The organism is Actinoplanes italicus, assembly GCF_003001815.1.
Lineage (GTDB): Bacteria > Actinomycetota > Actinomycetes > Mycobacteriales > Micromonosporaceae > Actinoplanes > Actinoplanes italicus.
In genome coordinates this window covers 117,984-135,761 of record NZ_PVMZ01000019.1, presented here as the reverse complement: position 1 = coordinate 135,761, position 17,778 = coordinate 117,984, and the positions used below count along the sequence as shown (strand labels likewise).

The 17,778-nt window shown below is 69.9% G+C and carries 14 protein-coding genes; 7 read left to right on the top strand and 7 right to left on the bottom strand.

The features are described 5' to 3' along the window. Positions 1-5 precede the first annotated feature (5 nt). Complete coding sequence (locus CLV67_RS36675) at positions 6-1,622, top strand: hypothetical protein (protein ID WP_146169431.1); 1,617 nt, start codon at positions 6-8, stop codon at positions 1,620-1,622. Between the two features lie 96 nt (positions 1,623-1,718). Here the strand turns inward: CLV67_RS36675 and CLV67_RS36670 are convergent, their stop codons facing one another. The 5 genes from CLV67_RS36670 to CLV67_RS36650 are packed head-to-tail and all read right to left on the bottom strand — an operon-like array spanning position 1,719 to position 9,745. After that, positions 1,719-4,262 (bottom strand): carbohydrate binding domain-containing protein, encoded by a 2,544-nt coding sequence (locus CLV67_RS36670; protein ID WP_146169430.1) that lies wholly within the window; start codon positions 4,260-4,262, stop codon positions 1,719-1,721. After that, complete coding sequence (locus CLV67_RS36665; protein ID WP_106326899.1) at positions 4,259-6,700, bottom strand: glycoside hydrolase family 2 protein; 2,442 nt, start codon at positions 6,698-6,700, stop codon at positions 4,259-4,261. Before CLV67_RS36665 ends, CLV67_RS36670 begins: the two co-directional genes overlap by 4 nt. Continuing rightward, positions 6,697-7,518 (bottom strand): carbohydrate ABC transporter permease, encoded by an 822-nt coding sequence (locus CLV67_RS36660; protein WP_106326897.1) that lies wholly within the window; start codon positions 7,516-7,518, stop codon positions 6,697-6,699. Before CLV67_RS36660 ends, CLV67_RS36665 begins: the two co-directional genes overlap by 4 nt. Beyond that, positions 7,515-8,438, bottom strand: coding sequence for a carbohydrate ABC transporter permease (locus tag CLV67_RS36655; protein ID WP_106326895.1), 924 nt, complete (start codon positions 8,436-8,438; stop codon positions 7,515-7,517). The genes CLV67_RS36660 and CLV67_RS36655 overlap by 4 nt, the downstream gene beginning before the upstream one ends. Further along, positions 8,435-9,745 carry an ABC transporter substrate-binding protein gene (locus CLV67_RS36650; RefSeq protein ID WP_106326893.1) on the bottom strand — a complete coding sequence of 437 codons (1,311 nt, stop codon included), beginning with the start codon at positions 9,743-9,745 and terminating at the stop codon, positions 8,435-8,437. The genes CLV67_RS36655 and CLV67_RS36650 overlap by 4 nt, the downstream gene beginning before the upstream one ends. A gap of 191 nt (positions 9,746-9,936) precedes the next feature. Between CLV67_RS36650 and CLV67_RS36645 the strand changes: the two genes are divergently transcribed. Then, entirely contained in the window at positions 9,937-11,163 is a 1,227-nt protein-coding gene (locus tag CLV67_RS36645) for an ROK family transcriptional regulator (RefSeq protein ID WP_106326891.1), read from the top strand. Further along, the gene (locus CLV67_RS36640; RefSeq protein ID WP_106326889.1) at positions 11,160-11,987 is read left to right on the top strand and encodes a LacI family DNA-binding transcriptional regulator; all 828 of its coding nucleotides are present in this window, start codon (positions 11,160-11,162) and stop codon (positions 11,985-11,987) included. The genes CLV67_RS36645 and CLV67_RS36640 overlap by 4 nt, the downstream gene beginning before the upstream one ends. Before the next feature lie 9 nt (positions 11,988-11,996). Here the strand turns inward: CLV67_RS36640 and CLV67_RS36635 are convergent, their stop codons facing one another. Next, the gene (locus tag CLV67_RS36635; protein ID WP_170154143.1) at positions 11,997-12,587 is read right to left on the bottom strand and encodes a GNAT family N-acetyltransferase; all 591 of its coding nucleotides are present in this window, start codon (positions 12,585-12,587) and stop codon (positions 11,997-11,999) included. 16 nt (positions 12,588-12,603) lie between these two features. Between CLV67_RS36635 and CLV67_RS36630 the strand changes: the two genes are divergently transcribed. After that, positions 12,604-13,209: an HAD-IA family hydrolase gene (locus tag CLV67_RS36630; protein ID WP_106326885.1), complete on the top strand. Its 606-nt coding sequence runs from the start codon at positions 12,604-12,606 to the stop codon at positions 13,207-13,209. A 37-nt stretch (positions 13,210-13,246) separates the two neighbouring features. Here the strand turns inward: CLV67_RS36630 and CLV67_RS36625 are convergent, their stop codons facing one another. Beyond that, the gene (locus CLV67_RS36625; protein ID WP_106326883.1) at positions 13,247-13,672 is read right to left on the bottom strand and encodes a DUF6069 family protein; all 426 of its coding nucleotides are present in this window, start codon (positions 13,670-13,672) and stop codon (positions 13,247-13,249) included. 108 nt (positions 13,673-13,780) lie between these two features. Here CLV67_RS36625 and CLV67_RS36620 point away from each other — a divergent pair, with 108 nt between their 5' ends. From CLV67_RS36620 to fxsT, 3 genes are all read left to right on the top strand, one after another. Continuing rightward, positions 13,781-14,917 (top strand): sensor histidine kinase, encoded by a 1,137-nt coding sequence (locus CLV67_RS36620; protein WP_239166668.1) that lies wholly within the window; start codon positions 13,781-13,783, stop codon positions 14,915-14,917. Further along, positions 14,905-15,567, top strand: coding sequence for a response regulator (locus CLV67_RS36615; RefSeq protein ID WP_106326881.1), 663 nt, complete (start codon positions 14,905-14,907; stop codon positions 15,565-15,567). The genes CLV67_RS36620 and CLV67_RS36615 overlap by 13 nt, the downstream gene beginning before the upstream one ends. A gap of 61 nt (positions 15,568-15,628) precedes the next feature. Further along, positions 15,629-17,755: an FxSxx-COOH system tetratricopeptide repeat protein gene (gene fxsT, locus CLV67_RS36610; RefSeq protein WP_170154142.1), complete on the top strand. Its 2,127-nt coding sequence runs from the start codon at positions 15,629-15,631 to the stop codon at positions 17,753-17,755. Positions 17,756-17,778 lie beyond the last annotated feature (23 nt).

Sequence of the window (17,778 nt, the reverse complement as noted above, 5' to 3'; positions counted from 1 at the left end):
CCGGCGTGCCACTGACCATCGACGACCTCCTCGACGACGCCCTGGCGGAGAACGAATCCGCCACGCGTGTCGGCGCCGTGGAAGACCTCGTGCCGTACCTGTCCGGTTCGCAGCGGAGCCGGGCCTGGGCCGCCACGGCCGCGGCTGTGGGGACCGTCCGCGCCTCGACGGTGCTCCGGGATCTCGCCCCCTTCGCCGGGCCGGACGAGCTTGCGGCGGCCCTCGATGCGCTGCGCCGGCTCCCCGCCTCGAGCTCCCGGCATCACGGGATCGCCGCGCTGCTGCCGCACCTGACCGGAACCGATCGGCAGTCCGTCGAGAACGAGCTGATCAGGGCCATCGCCTCCGACACCGGCGGGTACCTGGACGGCCTGGTGTACTTCGCCCGGGCCGGGTTCACTTCGGACGGTCTTGCCCGCGTGGTCGGCGCGACGATCGAGGCCGGACGGCCCGGTGAGGCCGCGACCCTGCGGGAGCTGCTTCCGCCGGACCTGCGGCGGGCCGTCATGATCGCCGGTGCGGCGCTCACCGACGAACACGCTCGGGCCGCGGTGCTGAATGCCATGGCGCCGACGCTCACCCAGCAGGACGTGGCCGATGTCGCGCCGGCGGCCCGTGCCATCACCGACCCGCTGCTGCGGGCACGTGTCCTGACCACCCTCGGATGCGTGTCGGCGCCGCTGGCCGAGGAGGCTCTCGCCACCGTGCTGGAGTTCGAGGGAGAAATAGATCGGCTGCTCTGGATCTTGCCGGATCTTGCTCCTCGGCTGAGCCGCATGCAACTGGACGAGCTGATCGACCGCCTTGCCGTGGAGAGGTCCGGAGACAGCCGCATGTGGACCATCGGGAAGCTGACGCCGTATCTCGACGCCGAGCAGCACGAGCGGGCGCTGGCCGCGGTCGGGGTGCCGGACATGCCGGAGATGTGGCTGTACGGTGCTGCCGAGTTCCTGCCTCATCTCCCACCGGAGTTGCGTGTTCCGCTGCAGAACCTCTGCGTCCGGTTGATGTCCGATCGCGGGATGCGTGGCGGCACCGGTGGGATGGTGTCGCACCTTCGGGTCGAGCAGATCGATCAGCTGCTGCGTCAGATGGCGGGCCCGGACGGTGACCTGTCGATGCTGTATCTGCTGGTGCCGAATCTCTCGGACGAGCAGGTGGGATTCGCCCTGGAAGCGGTACTCGCCCATCCGGATGCGGGCACCCGTGTCGACGCCGCCGAGGCCCTCGCGCCCCGCCTCGACGCGGCCATGGCTGCGCGGACGGCCCTCGCCCTGTTCGGTGCCGGCCCCGAGCGCCCGGACGGGGTCGATTCGTCGGCTTTCGTCGCTGCGTGCGGGGCGCTGGCGGCTCGGATCGACGGCGAGTCCCGGAGGGCGCTCATCGAGGCGGGCGCCGCCGCCGCGGAGAAACAGTCCGGCTACGGCGGCGCATGGGGCCTGATCGAACTGGCGCCGGCCGCAGTCGACGAGGCTCATCGCGACGCGCTCCTGGCCAGGGCCATCGCAGTGGTCTCCGCCGGCGACCGGACCGGACACTCGACGATTCGAAAGCACGCCGCCGAACTGCTCGCCACCGGCCGCCCCGCCGTCCCGCCGGCCAGCCGCTTGGCGATCTTGTGAGGTTGCGGCAAGGCTGACGGCGCAGCCTCACAAGATCGGCAGCCTGAGTGCCGACAAAGCCGATGAAGGTGACGGAAAGGCGCTCCCTTCGAGACGTCAGCGGGTGGGTGGGAAGGCCTTCACGTCGTCGATGGTCAGGCGACCGCCGGCTCCGCCGAGGTAGAGGGAGAGTTGGGTCACCTTCTGCAGGTTCAGGTCTCCGCCGGGGGCCCACGGCGGTGGGGCGAACGCCGTGAACGGCACCCGGACCAGGCCCGAGGCCGTCGTCGCGGGCAGGGTGTGTTCCCAGTAGACGCCGCCCGCGACGAACTGGACGGTGATCGTCGCCTGGGTGGCCGAGCGGTCCAGCTGGAACTCGATGCCCTCCTGGCCCCACAGGTCCAGCGGAGCGGGGAACGTGCGGCTGACCCCGGCGTAACCGGACGATCCAGCGATCACGTCCAGCGCCATCGCCCTCCCGTCGCCGGACAGGGCCGGCACCAGGGTGGACGTCACCGGGTCACCTCCGGTGTTGCGGACGTACGCGGCGGTCAGGGCGGCATCGTCGGCGTAGCCCTCGAAGTCGTCGATCGTCACCGGTGCCGCCGGGACGGCCCGGGTGGTGAAGGCCGCGACCGGAGTCGTGGTGCTGCCGGCGGCGTTGACGGCTCGGACGCTCCAGTACCAGGTCGTCGCCGGGTCGAGTCCCTGCGGCGGTTCGTAGACGGATTCCGGGAGGCCGGTCGCGGTGATCACCGGATCGGACAGGTTCGCGCTGCGGGAGAGGGTGAGGGTGTAGTAGCCGGCGCCGTCGGCGGGCTGCCAGGAGAACGAGTCCGGGCCGATGACCTCGGTGGCTCCGGCGGCTGGGCTCACCACCGCGAAGGCGGGCGGCGCACCGGTGACCGGCGTGGGGTCGTCCGACCACAGGGTGGCCCGGGTCAGACCGGCCCGCCGATCGCCCGTCCAGGCGAGCCGCACGTGGTCGACGCCGGGCAGCGTCGCGTTCACCGAGTAGCGGCCGTCGCCGGACCGGTCGACCGAGGCCCGGACAGTTCGCCAGGCGGTCCCGTCGTCGGAGACCTGGACGGCGAGCCCGGACCGCCGGTCGGCTGCCGTCGAACGATGGTCCGCCAGATGGGGCCGGGCGGACGTCAGGAGGTCGAAGGTGACGCGCCTGGTCGACGCGCGGTGCCAGCTGATCCACGCGGGGCCGGCGCCGGTCGGGTGCGCGGCCGTGTCATCGGCGCCGGGACGCAACTCGAGTCCCGCTTGACCGCCGGCCAGGTCGAACGTCTCGAGCGGGTCGACGAGGACCGTTTCGCGCCGTCCGGCGTACATCGGATCCGAGGTCTTTCCGGTCTTGCCGTTCTTGAGGGGTGTGACGCGGTACCAGACGTCACCGGGGGCGGTCAGGTCGGTCCACGGGGTGTCGTTGTCGGTGATCAGGCCGTTGTGGGCCGGACGCCACGGGCCGCGTTCCGAGCGGGACCGCTCGACCCGGTAGGCGTCGGCGGCGGCCGCGCCCCGCCACTGCACGACGTTGAGGCCGCCGCGCTTGGTGATCTCGGTGATCAGCGGGGTTCCGGCCGGCTTGCGGGCGGTCGAGGCGCCCAGGGCCTCGGCGTACGCGATCTGCGCCCGGTTCGCGGCGGTCATCCGCTCGTCGTCACCCGGGTAGTGGAAGGTGAAGCCGTCGTCGTGCTGCACGAACCCGTGGCGGTCGTGGTGGCCGAACAACGACCACGACAGCATGCCCGTGACGTTCGGGTCGGCCACCAGCGGGGTGAGGAGTTCACTGCTCGCGGCGTTCGAGGCGTACTCACCGGCGATGTAGACCTTGCCGGCGGCCGCGACGGTGGCGGCGTCGGACCGTACCTTCACTGCGGTCGGCGGGTAGTAGTGCACGTCGACGATGTCGATGTCCGGGGCGGTCAGTGTGTCCGCGTCGATGTCGAAGCGGCGGCCCGCGGCGATCAGCTGGCGCGGCGCCCATGCGGAGAAGACTGCCGCGTTCGCGTTGATCCATTCAGCTGTCATGCCTTCGAGCTCGTTGCCGAGTTCCCAGGCCATGATCGTCGGGTCATCGACGAGCCGCTTGCCGGTGAGCGGGTTGACATGGTGCATGACGTGCTTGACGTACGCCTGGTAGTCGGCGATGACCCGCGGGTCGGTGTAGAAGGCCTCACCGGGCAGGCCGTACGGCTTGGTGAAGTCGGCGTGCCCGCCGTGGTAGTAGGCCCAGTTGTCGGTGAGCGGCAGGATCAGCCGGATGCCGGCCTTCCCGGCGTGTGCGACGGCGTAGTCGATGGTGTGGAACGCCTCGTCGTTGAATCCGGCCTCCTTGGAGGGCAGGAGCGCCTTCGGATGGCCGGTCGAGGCGAGCATGTGCGACCGGACGACGGTCATGCCCATCGCCTTGGCCGTGTCGAGGGCGTCGCGGATGCGGAAGTACGTGGGGTGGTCGACGCCGCCGACGTTCTCGTCGAGGCCGAGCCAGTAGAGGTTGGTGCCGGCGAAGCGGAACGGCTTCTTACCGATCCTGAGCTGGGTGCCGTCCCGGGTGACGAACTGGTTCGAGGCATGGGCGAACGCCGGGGCAGGGACTACCGCCGAGGCGGCGAAGGCGGTCATGGCGATGATGGCGGTTCTACGTTTCACAGGTTTCCCTGAAGGGCTGAGGCCAGGTCGGTGACGACCCAGGGGGACTTGATGGAGGCGGCGTCGAGGTCGACCGGCGCGCGCACGTGCAGGACCGTCGATTCGCCGGGCAGCAGGGTGACGAAGCCCTGGTCGACCACGGCTTCCGGGTGGATGCGGTCGGGCTGCAGCAGGATGTCGCGGGCCAGGCCGGTGGCGTGCAGGCGTACGTCGAGGCCACCGGGCACGACTTCGGCGGTGACCGTCAGACCGGCGTCCGGGGTGGGGTCGCCGATGAAGTGGAACGCGCGGGCGTCACCGAGCGTGGCCACGACGAAAGCGGCCTCCACCTCGTCGATCGGCGTCAGCGCGACCGATCGGGCGGCCGTGGTGACCGGGGTGACCGACACGGCGAGGACGGCACCGCCGGCGTCGCGGTGTTCGATCCGCAGCTCACCGGTCCACGGCGACGCGTGGTCGTTGAGGACGGCGACGACGTGACCACCGTCGCGGGGCTGGATCGTCAGGCCGCGGCCGGCGTAGACCGAGCGCAGCGCGAAGTACAGCGGCTTGAAACGTCCGGCCCCGTCGATCGCCGCCCACGAGGTGACCGGCCACAGGTCGTTGAGCTGCCACACGATCGTTCCGCCGGTGTGCGGCCAGTGCGAACGCCAGTGCTCGATGCCGGTACGCACCGCGCGCACCTGGTTGAGCTGTGTCAGGTAGTGCCAGGCCTCGGTCGACGCGGGCGCCGGGAAGTGGGGCTCCAGGCCGCGGGCGAGTTTGCCGTTGCCGTCCTCGGCCTTCTGGTGGTGCAGCACGCCGGGCGAGTCGGGCAGCAGCGGCTCGTCGGAGACGGCGTCGCGCAGCGTGGTCCACGCCGGTGGCGCCTGCCAGCCGAACTCGGCGACGAACCGCGGGGTGGTGTCGCGGTAGTTCAGGTAGTCCTCGCGGTTCCACACCTCCCACGAGTGCATGGTCTGGTGGTCGGGCGAGTTCGGTTCGTGCTCCCACGACCCGGACCAGGGGCTGCCGGCCTGGTAGGGGCGGGTCGGGTCGAGTTCGGCGACGACCGCCGGGAGCAGGTCGAGGTAGTAGCCGGGGCCCCACGTCAGGTCGCCACCGGGTTCGTTGTTCCAGCCCGAGGCCTCGTACAGCCAGAGGTTCTCGTTGTTGCCGTTCCAGGTGATCAGGCTCGGGTGTGGCGACAGGCGGGTGACGTTGTCGCGGGCCTCGGCGACGACCTCCGAGCGGATCGGCTCCTCCTCGGGGTAGCAGGCGCACGCGAACAGGAAGTCCTGCCAGACCAGGAGCCCGAGTTCGTCGCACAGCTCGTAGAACGCGCGGTCCTCGTAGAGGCCACCGCCCCACACCCGGATCAGGTTGACCCCGGCGTCGGCGGCCTGCCGCAGTCGCAGCTCGTAGCGTTCGCGGGTCATCCGGGACGGGAAGATGTCGTCGGGGATCCAGTTGACGCCCTTGACCAGGACGGGTTGATCGTTGACATGGACGACGAACCGGGTGCCGGTCTCGTCTGGACTGCGATCGATGTGGACGGTGCGGAATCCCGTCAACTGTTGATAGCGGTCCAGTTCGGTGTCGTCGTCAACTGCAGTCAACACGACAGTCAACATGTACAGCTGTGGATCGCCGTAGCCGATCGGGTTCCACGGCGTCACGCCGGGCACGTCGAGTTCGGTGCGGACGCCGGTCTCCCCGGCCGGGATGTCCAGGACGGCGATCTCCCGGTCGTCGATCAGGACCCTGGCGCGCAGGGCGCGATCCCGCGTTCGCTCGACGTCGGCGGTCAGGTCCAGCTTCCCGCTTTCTCGGTCGTACGTTCCGAGTGGACGGACCGTGGCCAGCCGGGCGGTGCTCCAGCCCTCCAGGCGGACCGGGCGCCAGATACCGGCCGTGACCAGGGTCGGTCCCCAGTCCCAGCCGAAGCTCGCGGCCATCTTGCGGATGAACTGGAACGGCTCCGGGTACGCGTTCGGCCGGTCCCCGAGCAGGTCACGGACCCGTTCCGCCTCGGTGTAGGCCGACGTGAAGTGAACGGATAGCGCTCGTGATCCGCCCACCCCGGCGCTCTGCGAACCGGCCGGCCCGGCGGACCCGGCACTGAGCAGCGCGGTGATGTCGAAGCGGTAGGCGCGGTGCATGTTGCGGGTCGATCCGACGACCGTGCCGTCCAGCTCGATGCGGGCGACGGTGTCCAGGCCCTCGAAGACCAGGTCGACGCGGTCACACTCCGGGCCGTCCCAGGTCAGGTCACGGGAGTAGGTCCAGTCCTGCCTGCCCACCCAGGCGACCGCGAGCTCGTTGTCGTCGAGGAACGGGTCCGGGATGCGGCCGGCGGCGAGCAGGTCGGTGTGCACGCACCCGGGCACGGCCGCCGGAAGGTCGACGCCGATGCCGCGCAGGTTCCACGTACCGCCGAGGTCTTGGGTGTGTTTCATTTCGTTGCTCCCGCGGTGATGCCGTTGTAGATGAAGCGCTGCAACAACAGGAAGATCACCACGGTGGGAATGATGACGATCATGGTGCAGGCGGCGATGGTCTCCCACTGCGCCCCGTAGGGACCCTTGAACTTGAACAGAGCGGTGGATATGACGTTGAGATCGGGTGATCGCATGTAGAGGAAAGGAATGTAGAACTCGTTGTAGACGGCGATCCCCTTGATGATCACCACGGTGGCGATGGCCGGTTTCATCAGCGGCAGGATGACCCGGCGATAGATGGTGAACCGGGACGCGCCGTCGATCATCGCGGCCTGGTCGAGGCTCGGCGGAATCGACTGCATGAACTGGATGAAGATGTAGATGGAGATGATGTCGGTCCCCATGAACAGCACGATCGCCGACCACGGTGTGTTGACCAGACCCATCGACTTGACGATCTGATAGGTCGCGACCTGCGTCGTGACGCCGGGAACCAGCGCCGCGACCAGGAAAAGGCCGAGGATCAGGCGTTTGAACGGGAAGACGAAACGACTGATGGCGTACGCCGCGAGCGTTCCCACCGCGACGGTGCCGGCCAGGGACACCACCAGGATGAGCGTGGTGTTGAGAAAGCCGCGGAACATGTCGCCGGCGGTCCACGCGGTGACGAAGTTGTCGAAGTTGAACCAGTTCTCCGGCGGCGTCAGCGACCCGGTCCGGCTGTATTCCTCGTGCGTCTTGAACGAGGCGAACAGCAGCACCACCAGGGGCAGCAGGACGATCACCGAGGCCAGCACGAGCGAGGCGTACTTGGCGGCGCGGGCCACACGACTCATGACAGGTTCACCTCTTCGTCGGGCAGCACGCGGCGCTGGATCCAGGTGACGAGCAGGACGAGCAGCAGCAGGACCACCGCCATGGCCGAGGCCAGGCCGATCTGCCGGAACTGAAAGGCCGTCTCGTAGGCCTGGATGACGAACGTGCGGGTGCCGTTCGCGCCGCTGGTCATGATGAACGGGATCTCGAAGACCGAGAGGCTGCCGGAGATCGCCAGGATGAAGGAGAGGCTGATGATCCGCCGGATGCCGGGCGCGATGATGTGCCAGAACTGGTGCCAGCGATTCGCGCCGTCGATCTCGGCGGCCTCGTAGATCTCCCCCGGAATGGACTGGATCGCGCCGAGGAACAACACGAAATTGAGCCCGGTGAACCGCCACACCGACGTGCCGGCGAGCGACAGATTGGCGACGTCCGGATCGCCCAGCCAGAGTTTCGTGTGCTCCCCCAGCCCGACCAGCCGCAGCACCGTGTCGAGCGTGCCGTCCGGCTGGAACAGATAGAGAAAGACGAAACCGACGGCAACCCCGTTGAGCAGGTACGGGAAGAACAGGATCCCTTTGAACAGGTTGCGGAAGCGGGTCTCGAACGACAGGACGACCGCGAAGTACAGGGCGATCGCGATCTGCGCGAACGAGGCGGCGAAGTAGTAGAGGCTGATCAGGAAGACCCGCCAGTACCGTTCGTCGGTGAAGACCTTCACGTAGTTGCCGAACCCGACCGGGTCCATCGTGACGTCCAGGCCGTCCCACTTGTGGAAGCTGTAGAACAGCATGTTGCCGACCGGCACGTAGGTGAAGGTGAGCAGCAGGATCAGCGCGGGAGCGACGTACAGCCAGGGGTAGTGCTTGAATTTCGGCCGCCGCCGGCGCCGGCCCGCCGTGACGGCGGGCCGGACCTCGACGAGTTGACTCGTCACTTCATGACCGTGGACTGGGCGGCGCTCCAGCGCTTGTTCAGCTCGGCGAAGTACGACTCCTTGTCACCCTTGGCCGCGCCGCGGGCGATGTCGACGAGCTTCTGCCGGTAGATCGGGCCGGCCAGGTCGATCTCGGCCTCCTTCATGATCAGGTCTTCCTTGCCGCTGTTCGTCGTGGCGGCCGGGAGCTCCAGGAGCTCGACGCCGGTGGCGGTGAAGTCCTCCAGGGCCTTGGGCAGCGGCTGGCCGACGGCGGTCGGGATGGCCTGCTGGTCGGCGGCGAATCCGGACTCGGTCACGAACCACTCGAGCCAGGCCTTGGCGGTGGCCTTGTTGGCCGAGTTCTTGCTGACCGCGCCCTTGTAGTCGCCCTCGATGCGGGCGTGGAACTTGCCGTCGGCCTGGTACGGGAAGGGCCAGAACGCGATGTCGTCGGGGTTCGACCCGGCCGCGGTGGCGGCGTCGCGCATCTGCGGGACCGCCCAGGAGCCGAGCAGCATGCTGGCGACCTTGCCGGTGCCGAGCATCGGCTTGGAACCCTCCCAGTTGGTGGTGAGCGGGTCCTTCTCGTTGAGCCCCTGCTTGACGATGTCGAAGAGCAGGCCGTCGGTGATGTGCTGAAGCTTGCCGGGCTGCCACGGCTGCGCGTCGGCCGGGAAGTTCTCGTTGACCTTCGGGTCGTTGAGGATCGCGCGCTGGCTGTTGAAGAAGCTCAGCGGCCAGCCGTCCTTGTAGTTCGTGTAGAACGGGACGGCGCCGGTGCCGGCGACCGCCTTGAGCGCGGTCAGGAACTCCTCGGGCGTCTTCGGCGGTGCGGTGACGCCGGCTTGCGCGAACACCCGCTTGTTGACCACGAAACCGTTGGCGACACCGCCCAGCGACAACCCGTAGACCTTGCCGTCGTACGCCTTCTCGTCGATGAACCGGTACTTGGCCTTGAGCTCGTCGACCGTGCCGAGCGGCTCGAAGAACTGTCCGAGCTGGTCGAACGCGACAGTGTTGGGGATGAGCAGCACGTCGCCGTACTCGCCGCCACTGAGCTGGGTGGTGACGTCCTGCTCGTAGTTCGTGACGCCCTCGAACGTGACCTTCGTACCCGGATACTTGGCCTCGAACTTCTTGGCGTACTCCGGGAGCTTCGTCGTCACCAGGTCGGTCCGGTTGGTCAGGACCGTGATGTTGCCCTTGACGTCGCCGGAGAAGTCGCCGGACGTGCCGCTCTCCTCGCCTGCTCCGCCGGTGCAACCGGCCAGCAGGGCGAGCGCGGTCAATGCACCGACGCCGATGAAATGCCTTCTATTGATCATCGCTTACCCGTTCTGGATAGCTCGATACCGGCGGATGTCTCACCGCCTCGTTGAGCGCCCAGCATGGTGGCGGCGTTACGAGCCTGTCAAGGTTAGATTACTAATTTATTTTCCTCCGATGCAGGTTAAGGTGGGTGCGCCCGATAGGCTCTTGCGCAACCAGCAACACGGAGTGGAGACACGTCACCGTCATGGCACGTCGAGAAACACCCGCGGCAGGGCCGGGCAGCCGAGCCCTGATCGTCGATGTGGTCCGCTCCGCGGTGACCATCAGCCGCGGCGAACTGGCCGATCTGACCGGGCTCACCCAGCCGTCCATCTCCAACATCGTGCGAGACCTGATCGCCGAGGGGATCATTCACGAGATCGGCTCCACCGGAGCGGGTCAGGGCCGGCCGCGCAAGCTCATCGCGATCAACCCGGCCAACCGGTTCGGTGTCGGCTTCCACATGGGACCCGACACGCTGACCAGCGTCGCCATCGATCTGACCGGCGGTGTGATCGGGCGCGAGGTGGTCCCCCGGCCGCCGGACGGATCGTGGTCGCCCGAGCGGCTCGCCGAGCGGTTCCACGACTTCACCGAGTGCCTCGACCTGCCGGCCGACCGCATCGAGGGACTCGCCGTCGTGGCGCCCGCCTCGGTGCCGGTCGAGGCCGACCTGCGCGCCGAGCTCACCGACCGCATCGGTGTGCCGGTCCTCGTCGAGAACGACGCCGCGGCGGCCGCGCTCGGCGAGTTCTGGAGCCGTCGCGTGTCCCGTGAGCAGGCCTTCGGATGTGTCTACCTGTCCGCCGAGGTGGGGGCCGGGTTCGTCTTCGGCGGCGCCCTCTTCCGCGGGGCGGGCTCCGGGGCCGGCGATCTCGGGCACGTGTCCATCCACTACGACGGCCGGCCCTGCCCGTGCGGCAGCCTCGGATGCGTCGGGCAGTACGCGTCCACGACGGCCAGCGTCGACGCCGCCCGCGAGGATCCGGAACTGCGGGCCCGGCTGCCGCTGGACGGCAGCGCGTCCAGCGCGTACGACTCCATCGCCCGTGCCGCCGTCAACGGCGACCCGGCCGCCTACACCGTGCTCGACCAAGCCGCCGAATACCTCGGCATGGCCGCCACCTCGATGGCCAACCTGCTCGACCTCGGCCGGCTCGTACTGACCGGACCCGGCGTCGCGCTGGCCGGCTCGATCTACGCCCGGCGACTGCGCAGCCACCTGGCCCGCACCGCACACTCACGACAACGGCACACCCTGACGGTCGAGCTGTCCGCGCAGCCGCGCGACGCGGCGGGCATCGGCGCCGCCGCCCTCGTCGTCCAGGCCGCCGTCGCTCCGGGCCACGGCGGTCTTGCTCTCCAGGGCGCTGCCGTTCCGGCCGCTGTCGTTCCGGCCGCTGTCGCTCCCGGCCACGGGAGCGAGCGATGACCCGCGTCGGGCTCGTCATGGCGCGGTCCGCCCAGGTCATCGGTGAGGAGCCGTTCTACCACGAGTTCATCGAAGGACTCGAACGCGTGCTCACACCCGCCGGGGTGTCGCTGCTGGTCCGGATGGTCGGCGACCGGGCCGCCGAAGCGGACGTCTACGAGTCCTGGTCGGCCCGGCAGCAGGTCCGCGGCGTTATCCTGGTCGACCTCGTGCCCGACGACGACCGGGTCGCCCTGGTACGCCGCCTCGGACTGCCGGCCGTCGTACTCGGCGACCCGTCGACCGCCGACGGCCTGCCCACGGTGTGGACCGACGACGCCGGGTTCGCCCGTGAAGCGGTCGGGTTCCTCGCCGGGCGCGGGCACACCGTCCTCGGCCACGTGAGCGGACCGCTCGGCTTCGCACACACCCAGCTGCGCCGCGGCGGCGTCGAGGCCGAGGTCACCGACCGCGAACTGACCCTGCTCACGGCCGAGGGCGACTACTCCCTGGAATCCGGGCGGGCAGCCACGGCGCTGCTGCTCGACACCCGTCCGGAGCGCCCCACCGCCATCGTCTTCGACAACGACGTCATGGCCCTCGGGGGCTTGGAGACCATTCGCGCGTACGGGCTACGCGTACCCGAAGATCTGTCCGTAGTCGCCTGGGACGACTCCGCCCAGTGCCAGCTGGCCGTCCCGGCGCTGTCGGCGATGAGCCACGACGTGGCCCGGATCGGCGAACTCACCGCCGGAGCGGTCCTCGACACCTTCCTGGACGCCTCGGCCCGTACCGTCTACGAGGCGCCCAAGGCCCACATCGTCGAACGTGACAGCACCCGCTGAGGTCCGGCGTCAGGGCAGGTCACGCATCATGTCGACGGTGCCGTCGACCTCGCCCGTCTCGACGAAACCGTGACGGGCGTAGAACCGGCGCGCCCGATGGTTGCCGGCGTGCACCCCGCCGAACAGCACCACCCGCTCCCGGCCGAACAGCCGGATCGCGTCCCACGCCGGCGGCAGCAGCGCCGCCGCCAGGCCCCGGCCCTGCCATTCGTTCGCCACACAGGGGCCGAACCGGGCCGTGCGCTCCTCGTCGAGCTCGATGCCGTACGCCGCATATCGGGTGATCTCGAAGCCCTCCGGCAGCGAGAAACTCAGGTCCACCACGCCCGCCAGCCGATCCTCGCGGCCCGGTTCGTGCGCGACGAGCCGCAGCTTGTCGTACCGCCCGATCGCCTCGATCCAGCCCGCCGCCTCCTCTGTGTCGTCCGCGTCGCCGTGCCAGAAGCGGCGGCTGTCGCAGGACAGCCCGGCCAGGAAAGCCGTCAGCGCGGTCGCGTCCTCGGCACACAGGCCCCGGACGACGAGCGGCACACCGTCCACGACGACCTCACGCCTCAACGGCGACGGATCAGCGGCGAGTCCGGCGAGGTGGTTCAGCACGATCACAATCTAGGCTGTGGACACCTTCCTGCTCGATATCGACGGCACTCTGATCGACTCCCGCGCCGTCGTGGAGGACGCCTGGCGTGACGTGGCCGCCCGGTTCGGCGCCGACCCGGAAGCGATTCTGGCCGTCTGCCACGGCCTCCGCGACGAGGATGTGATGGCCGAGTTCTTCGAACCGTCCGTGATCCCGGCCGCCCTCGAGCGCATGGCCACCGTCGAGCAGGACCGCGCTGCCGAGGCTCGCCCGATGCCGGGAGCAGCCGCTTTCCTGGCCTCCCTGCCGCAAGGCCGTTGGGCGGCGGTCACGTCCGGCTCCCGGCGGTTGATGGAAGCGCGCCTGCGAGGTGCCGGCCTGCCGCTGCCCTCGGTGCTGATAACCGCCGACGACGTACGTCACGGCAAGCCCCACCCGGAGGGCTACCTGACCGCCGCGGCCCGTCTCGGCGTCGCGATCGCCGACTGCGTGGTCGTCGAGGACTCCCCCACCGGCGTGGCCGCTGGTCGCGCCGCGGGCGCTCTCGTCGTCGGCCTGGCAGCTGACCCGGCCGCACTCCCCGACGCCGACGTCGTGGTGCCCGCCCTCACCGACATCCCCGCAGCCCTCCGCCGGTCGTAGCCGAGAGACGCCGGAGGACGGCCGGCGAGGGGAGGGGTCAGCGGCAACGGCGGCCGGGCAGGCCGATGATCAGGGCGAGGCCGACCGTGAGGTGCATGCCGAGCAGGGCCAGGCGGCTGCCGGTGCCGGTGCCGGCCAGCGGCCCCACCAGGGAGATCAGCAGCACGATCGAGGCGATGATCCGGAAGGTGCGGGCCGGGCGGCGAACCGTGCGCTCAAGGATCGCGAGCAGCGCCCAGGCAGCGAGCCCCGCGAGGATCGCGGTGATCGCGACGGCCACCGGACCGACCTGCTGGACGGTGCCGCCCCGGTCGACGGTGAGCGCGATGCCGCCCCAGTGGTCGACGGTCCACAGCAGCAGCGACCCGGCAGCGCCGGCGGCGACGGTGACGGCACGACCGGCCCGGCGGGCCGCGGGACGGTCGGTGGTGGTGTTCCGGCCGGTGGAAGCGATGTTCGTCATGCCGATCAGAGTGGCCGCCGGCGACGGTCCGCCACATCGGGCCGAAGGCGGCCGGCCACCGACTTTGGATGGTGTCGGCGACGTCCCGCCGATCGATAACCTCGCCGGGTGAACGGCAACCCCACCGGCGACCGCCGTCGCGGCGTCGTCATCGTCATGGTCGCGGCCGGCCTGCTGATCGCGGCGTCGACCGTGGGCCGCTGGAGCGACACCCCGATCGGCCCGTTGCTCGCGCTCGACGTCACCGCCGGTGTGCTGGCCTGGCTGCTGACGCCGCTGATGCTGTGGCGACCGGTCGCCGCCACCGCGGTCCTCACCGTCCTGGCGGCGCTGTCCCCGGCGGTCACCCCGCCGGCCACCATGGGCGCACTGCAGGTGGCCCGGCACCGTCCTCGGCGCGTCGCGATCGCGGTGTCGGCCGGTGGCGTGGTGGCGCACGCGGTCCAGGGGGCGTGGCGGTCCAACGGCGGCATGTCGTACGGCTGGTGGCTGGCCCTGGTGGTGATCGCCTACGGCGCGCTGCTCGGCTGGGGTTCCTGGGCCCAGGCCCGCGAGGCGCTGGTCCGCTCGCTGGAGGAACGCGCCCGGCGCGCCGAGGCCGAACAGGGCCGCCGCGTCGCCGAGGCGCGCATGTCGGAACGCCGCCGGATCGCCCGCGAGATGCACGACGTGCTCGCGCACCGGCTGTCGCTGCTGGCCACGTTCGCGGGTGCGATGGAGTTCCGGCCCGATGCCCCGCCCGAGCAGCTGTCGAAGGCGGCGGGCGTCGTGCGCGGCGGCGTGCACCAGGCGCTGGAGGAGTTGCGGGAGGTGATCTCCCTGCTGCGCGACGACGACCCGGACGGCGACGGCGTGCACCCGCAGCCGGTGCTGGCCGACGTTCCGCGGCTGGTCGACGAGTCACGCGACGCCGGAGCGGAGGTGCTCCTGCACGAAGACGTCGACGACCCCCTCCAGGCGCCTCCGGCGGTTGCGCGTACGGCGTACCGCGTCATCCAGGAGGGTCTGACCAACGCCCGGAAGCACGCCGCCGGTCAACCGGTGACGGTGACACTCAGCGGCGGACCCGGAACCGGGCTCGCGGTGGAGGTGCGCAATCCACTGGCCGCGCCCGGCACCCTGCCGTCCGGCGGCGCCGGCCTGGTCGGGCTCACCGAACGCGTCAGCCTGGCCGGCGGAGAACTCGATCATCAGGAGTCCGGGGGCGAATTCCGGCTGCACGCGTCGATACCATGGCCGGCGTGACCAGGCCGGTGCGCGTGCTCGTCGTCGACGACGACGCGCTGGTCCGCGCCGGACTGACCATGATGCTCGACGGAGCACCCGGCATAGCGGTCGTCGGCGAGGCCGCCGACGGTGACCAGGTGCAGGCAGCCGCAGACGCGCACGCACCCGACGTGGTCCTGATGGACGTGCGGATGCCGCGCGTCGACGGGATCACCGCCACCCGCCGCCTGCGGGCCCGGCCGCGGCCACCGGAGGTCATCATGCTGACCACCTTCGACACCGACGAGAACATCCTGCACGCGTTGCGGGCCGGTGCCAGCGGCTTCCTGCTCAAGGACACCCCACCGGCGCGGATAGCGGAGGCCGTCCGGCTGGCCGCGGCCGGCGAGCCCATCCTGTCCCCGAGAGTGGCCCGCCGCCTGATGGACCGGGTCGCGGTGCAGGCCGGCGCGTACGAGAAGGCACGCTCGACCCTCGCGACGCTGAGTCCCCGCGAGCGGGACGTGGTCCTGGCGATCGGCCGGGGCCTGGGCAACGCCGAGATCGGCGCCGAGCTGGACATGACGCTGGCCACCGTGAAGAGCCACGTGTCACACATCCTGACCAAGCTGGCGCTCGACAACCGTACCCAGATCGCGTTGTTGACCCACGACGCCGGCCTGGCCTGATCCCACGCGCCCACCCGATCGGTGGTCGTTTTCCGGCAGTCGTTCGTGCAGTGTGGACGACGTGGACGACCGCATTCTCATCTCCCACGCGGGCAAGGATCGCGCCTGGGCGGAATGGGCGCGCTGGCACCTGGAGAAGGCCGGCCACGCCACCGAACTGGACAGCGTCGACTGGGCGCCGGGCACGAACCTCATCGAGGCCATGAACCGGGCGATGAAGAGGGACAACCCACTGCTCGTGCTGCTGTCGTCGGCGTACCTGGCCCCGGAGAGGTTCACCACCGACGAGTGGACCACCCGCCTGGCCCAGCGACGCCGGGATCCCACCGCGAAACTCATCCCGCTGCGAATCGAGGACGTCGACCTCCACGACGGGCTCTGGGCACCCATCCTCGTTCCCGATCTGTTCGACCTGGCACCGGACCAGGCGATCGCTCTCCTGCTGGACGCGGTCCGGCGGGTGATCGAACCGGCATCGCAGGGGGCGTTGTCCATCACCTCTCCCCCATATCCCGGCCGCCCGGCGGCCAGTGCCACGGCTGATGGTCCCCGGCCTCCCGGATCGATGCCCGCGGTGTGGAACCCGGCTCGCCGTAATCCGGGTTTCACCGGTCGCGACGGCATGCTCAATCAGCTGCACGACACGCTGCGCGGCGGCCGCCGGGTGGCGGTGCAGGCGCTGCACGGGCTGGGCGGAGTCGGGAAGACCCAGCTGGCGCTGGAGTACGCCCACCGGTTCGCCGGCGAGTACGAGCTGGTCTGGTGGATCCCGTCCGAACAACCTGAGCTGATCGGTGACCATCTCGCCGCGCTCGCCCGTGAGCTGCGGCTGACCTCACCCGACACGCCCATCCCCGACGCGGTGAAGTCGCTCCGTTCCCATCTCAGGCTGGCCCGGCGATGGCTGCTCGTGTTCGACAACGCGGAGGACCCGCAAACACTCGACCCGTGGCTGCCCGACGGGCCAGGCGACATCCTGATCACCAGCAGAGATCCGAACTGGACAGGAATCGCCGCCCACGCCTTGGACGTGGACGTCTTCGTCCGCACCGAGTCGACCACGCTGTTGCGTACCCAGTTGCCGCATCTGGTCGAAGCCGACGCCGACCGGCTCGCCGAAGCACTCGGCGACCTGCCCCTGGCCTTGGGCCAGGCCGTCAATCTGCTCGCCGAGACCCGCATGCCCGTCACCGGCTATCTCGACGATCTCGCCGCTCACACGGCCGACCTGATGAGCGAGGGCTGTCCACCGATCGGCTATCCCGTATCGCTGGCAGCCACCGTCACGCTGACGGCCGAGAGGCTCGGCACCATCGATCCGGCTGCCGGTCAGCTGTTGCACCTGTGCGCCCAGTTGGGCCCGGAACCGATTCCCGCCGACCTGTTCACCCGCCACCCCGGCCTGCTGCCCGAGCCTCTCGCCGCCGTGGCGCGCAGGTCGGTGGCGTTCCACAGGGTCATGGCCCAGCTCGGCCGCTACGGTCTGGCACGCCTCACCGGCACCGGCGCCGTTCTGCACCGCCTCGTTCAGGCGGTGCTGCGCGACATCGATCCGAACCCGGATCAGCACCGTGACACCGTCGTGGACCTGCTGGTGGCCGCCGCACCGGAGGAGAGCAACGATCCGCGAAATTGGCCGCGGTGGACGGTGCTGCTGCCGCACATCATCGCCGCCGACCCCGCCGCCTCGGACAACGCGGGCCTGCATCGTTCCGCCAGCCGAGCGCTGTGGTACCTCATAATCCGCGGTGACGCACGCACCGCCCTGCCCCTGGCCGAGAACTTCTACGAGATCTGGGCCGGCCGGTACGGCCCGGACGACGACTCGGTCCTCACCATGGCGCTCACTCTCGCCGGTATCCATACCGAACTCGGCAACCATCAGCAGGCCCATGACCTCGACCTGGACGCCTACAACCGGTACCGACGGCTCTACGGCGATGACCACCCCGGCACGCTCACGGCGGTCAACAGTCTCAATGTCGACCTGCAGGAACTGAACGAATTCGAGCAGGCTCTCGGCTATGCCGAAGACACACTGACCCGCTGCCGCCGGATATTCGGCGACGACCACCCCGAGACCCTCCGCTCGGCCGCCAACCTTGCCGGTAATCTCAGCGCGCTGGGCCGGGAGGCCGAGGCGGACGACATCCGGAGGCAGTTCCTGCCGGGGCCTGATCAGGCCTGACCTTCCGGCCACCCGATCGGTGG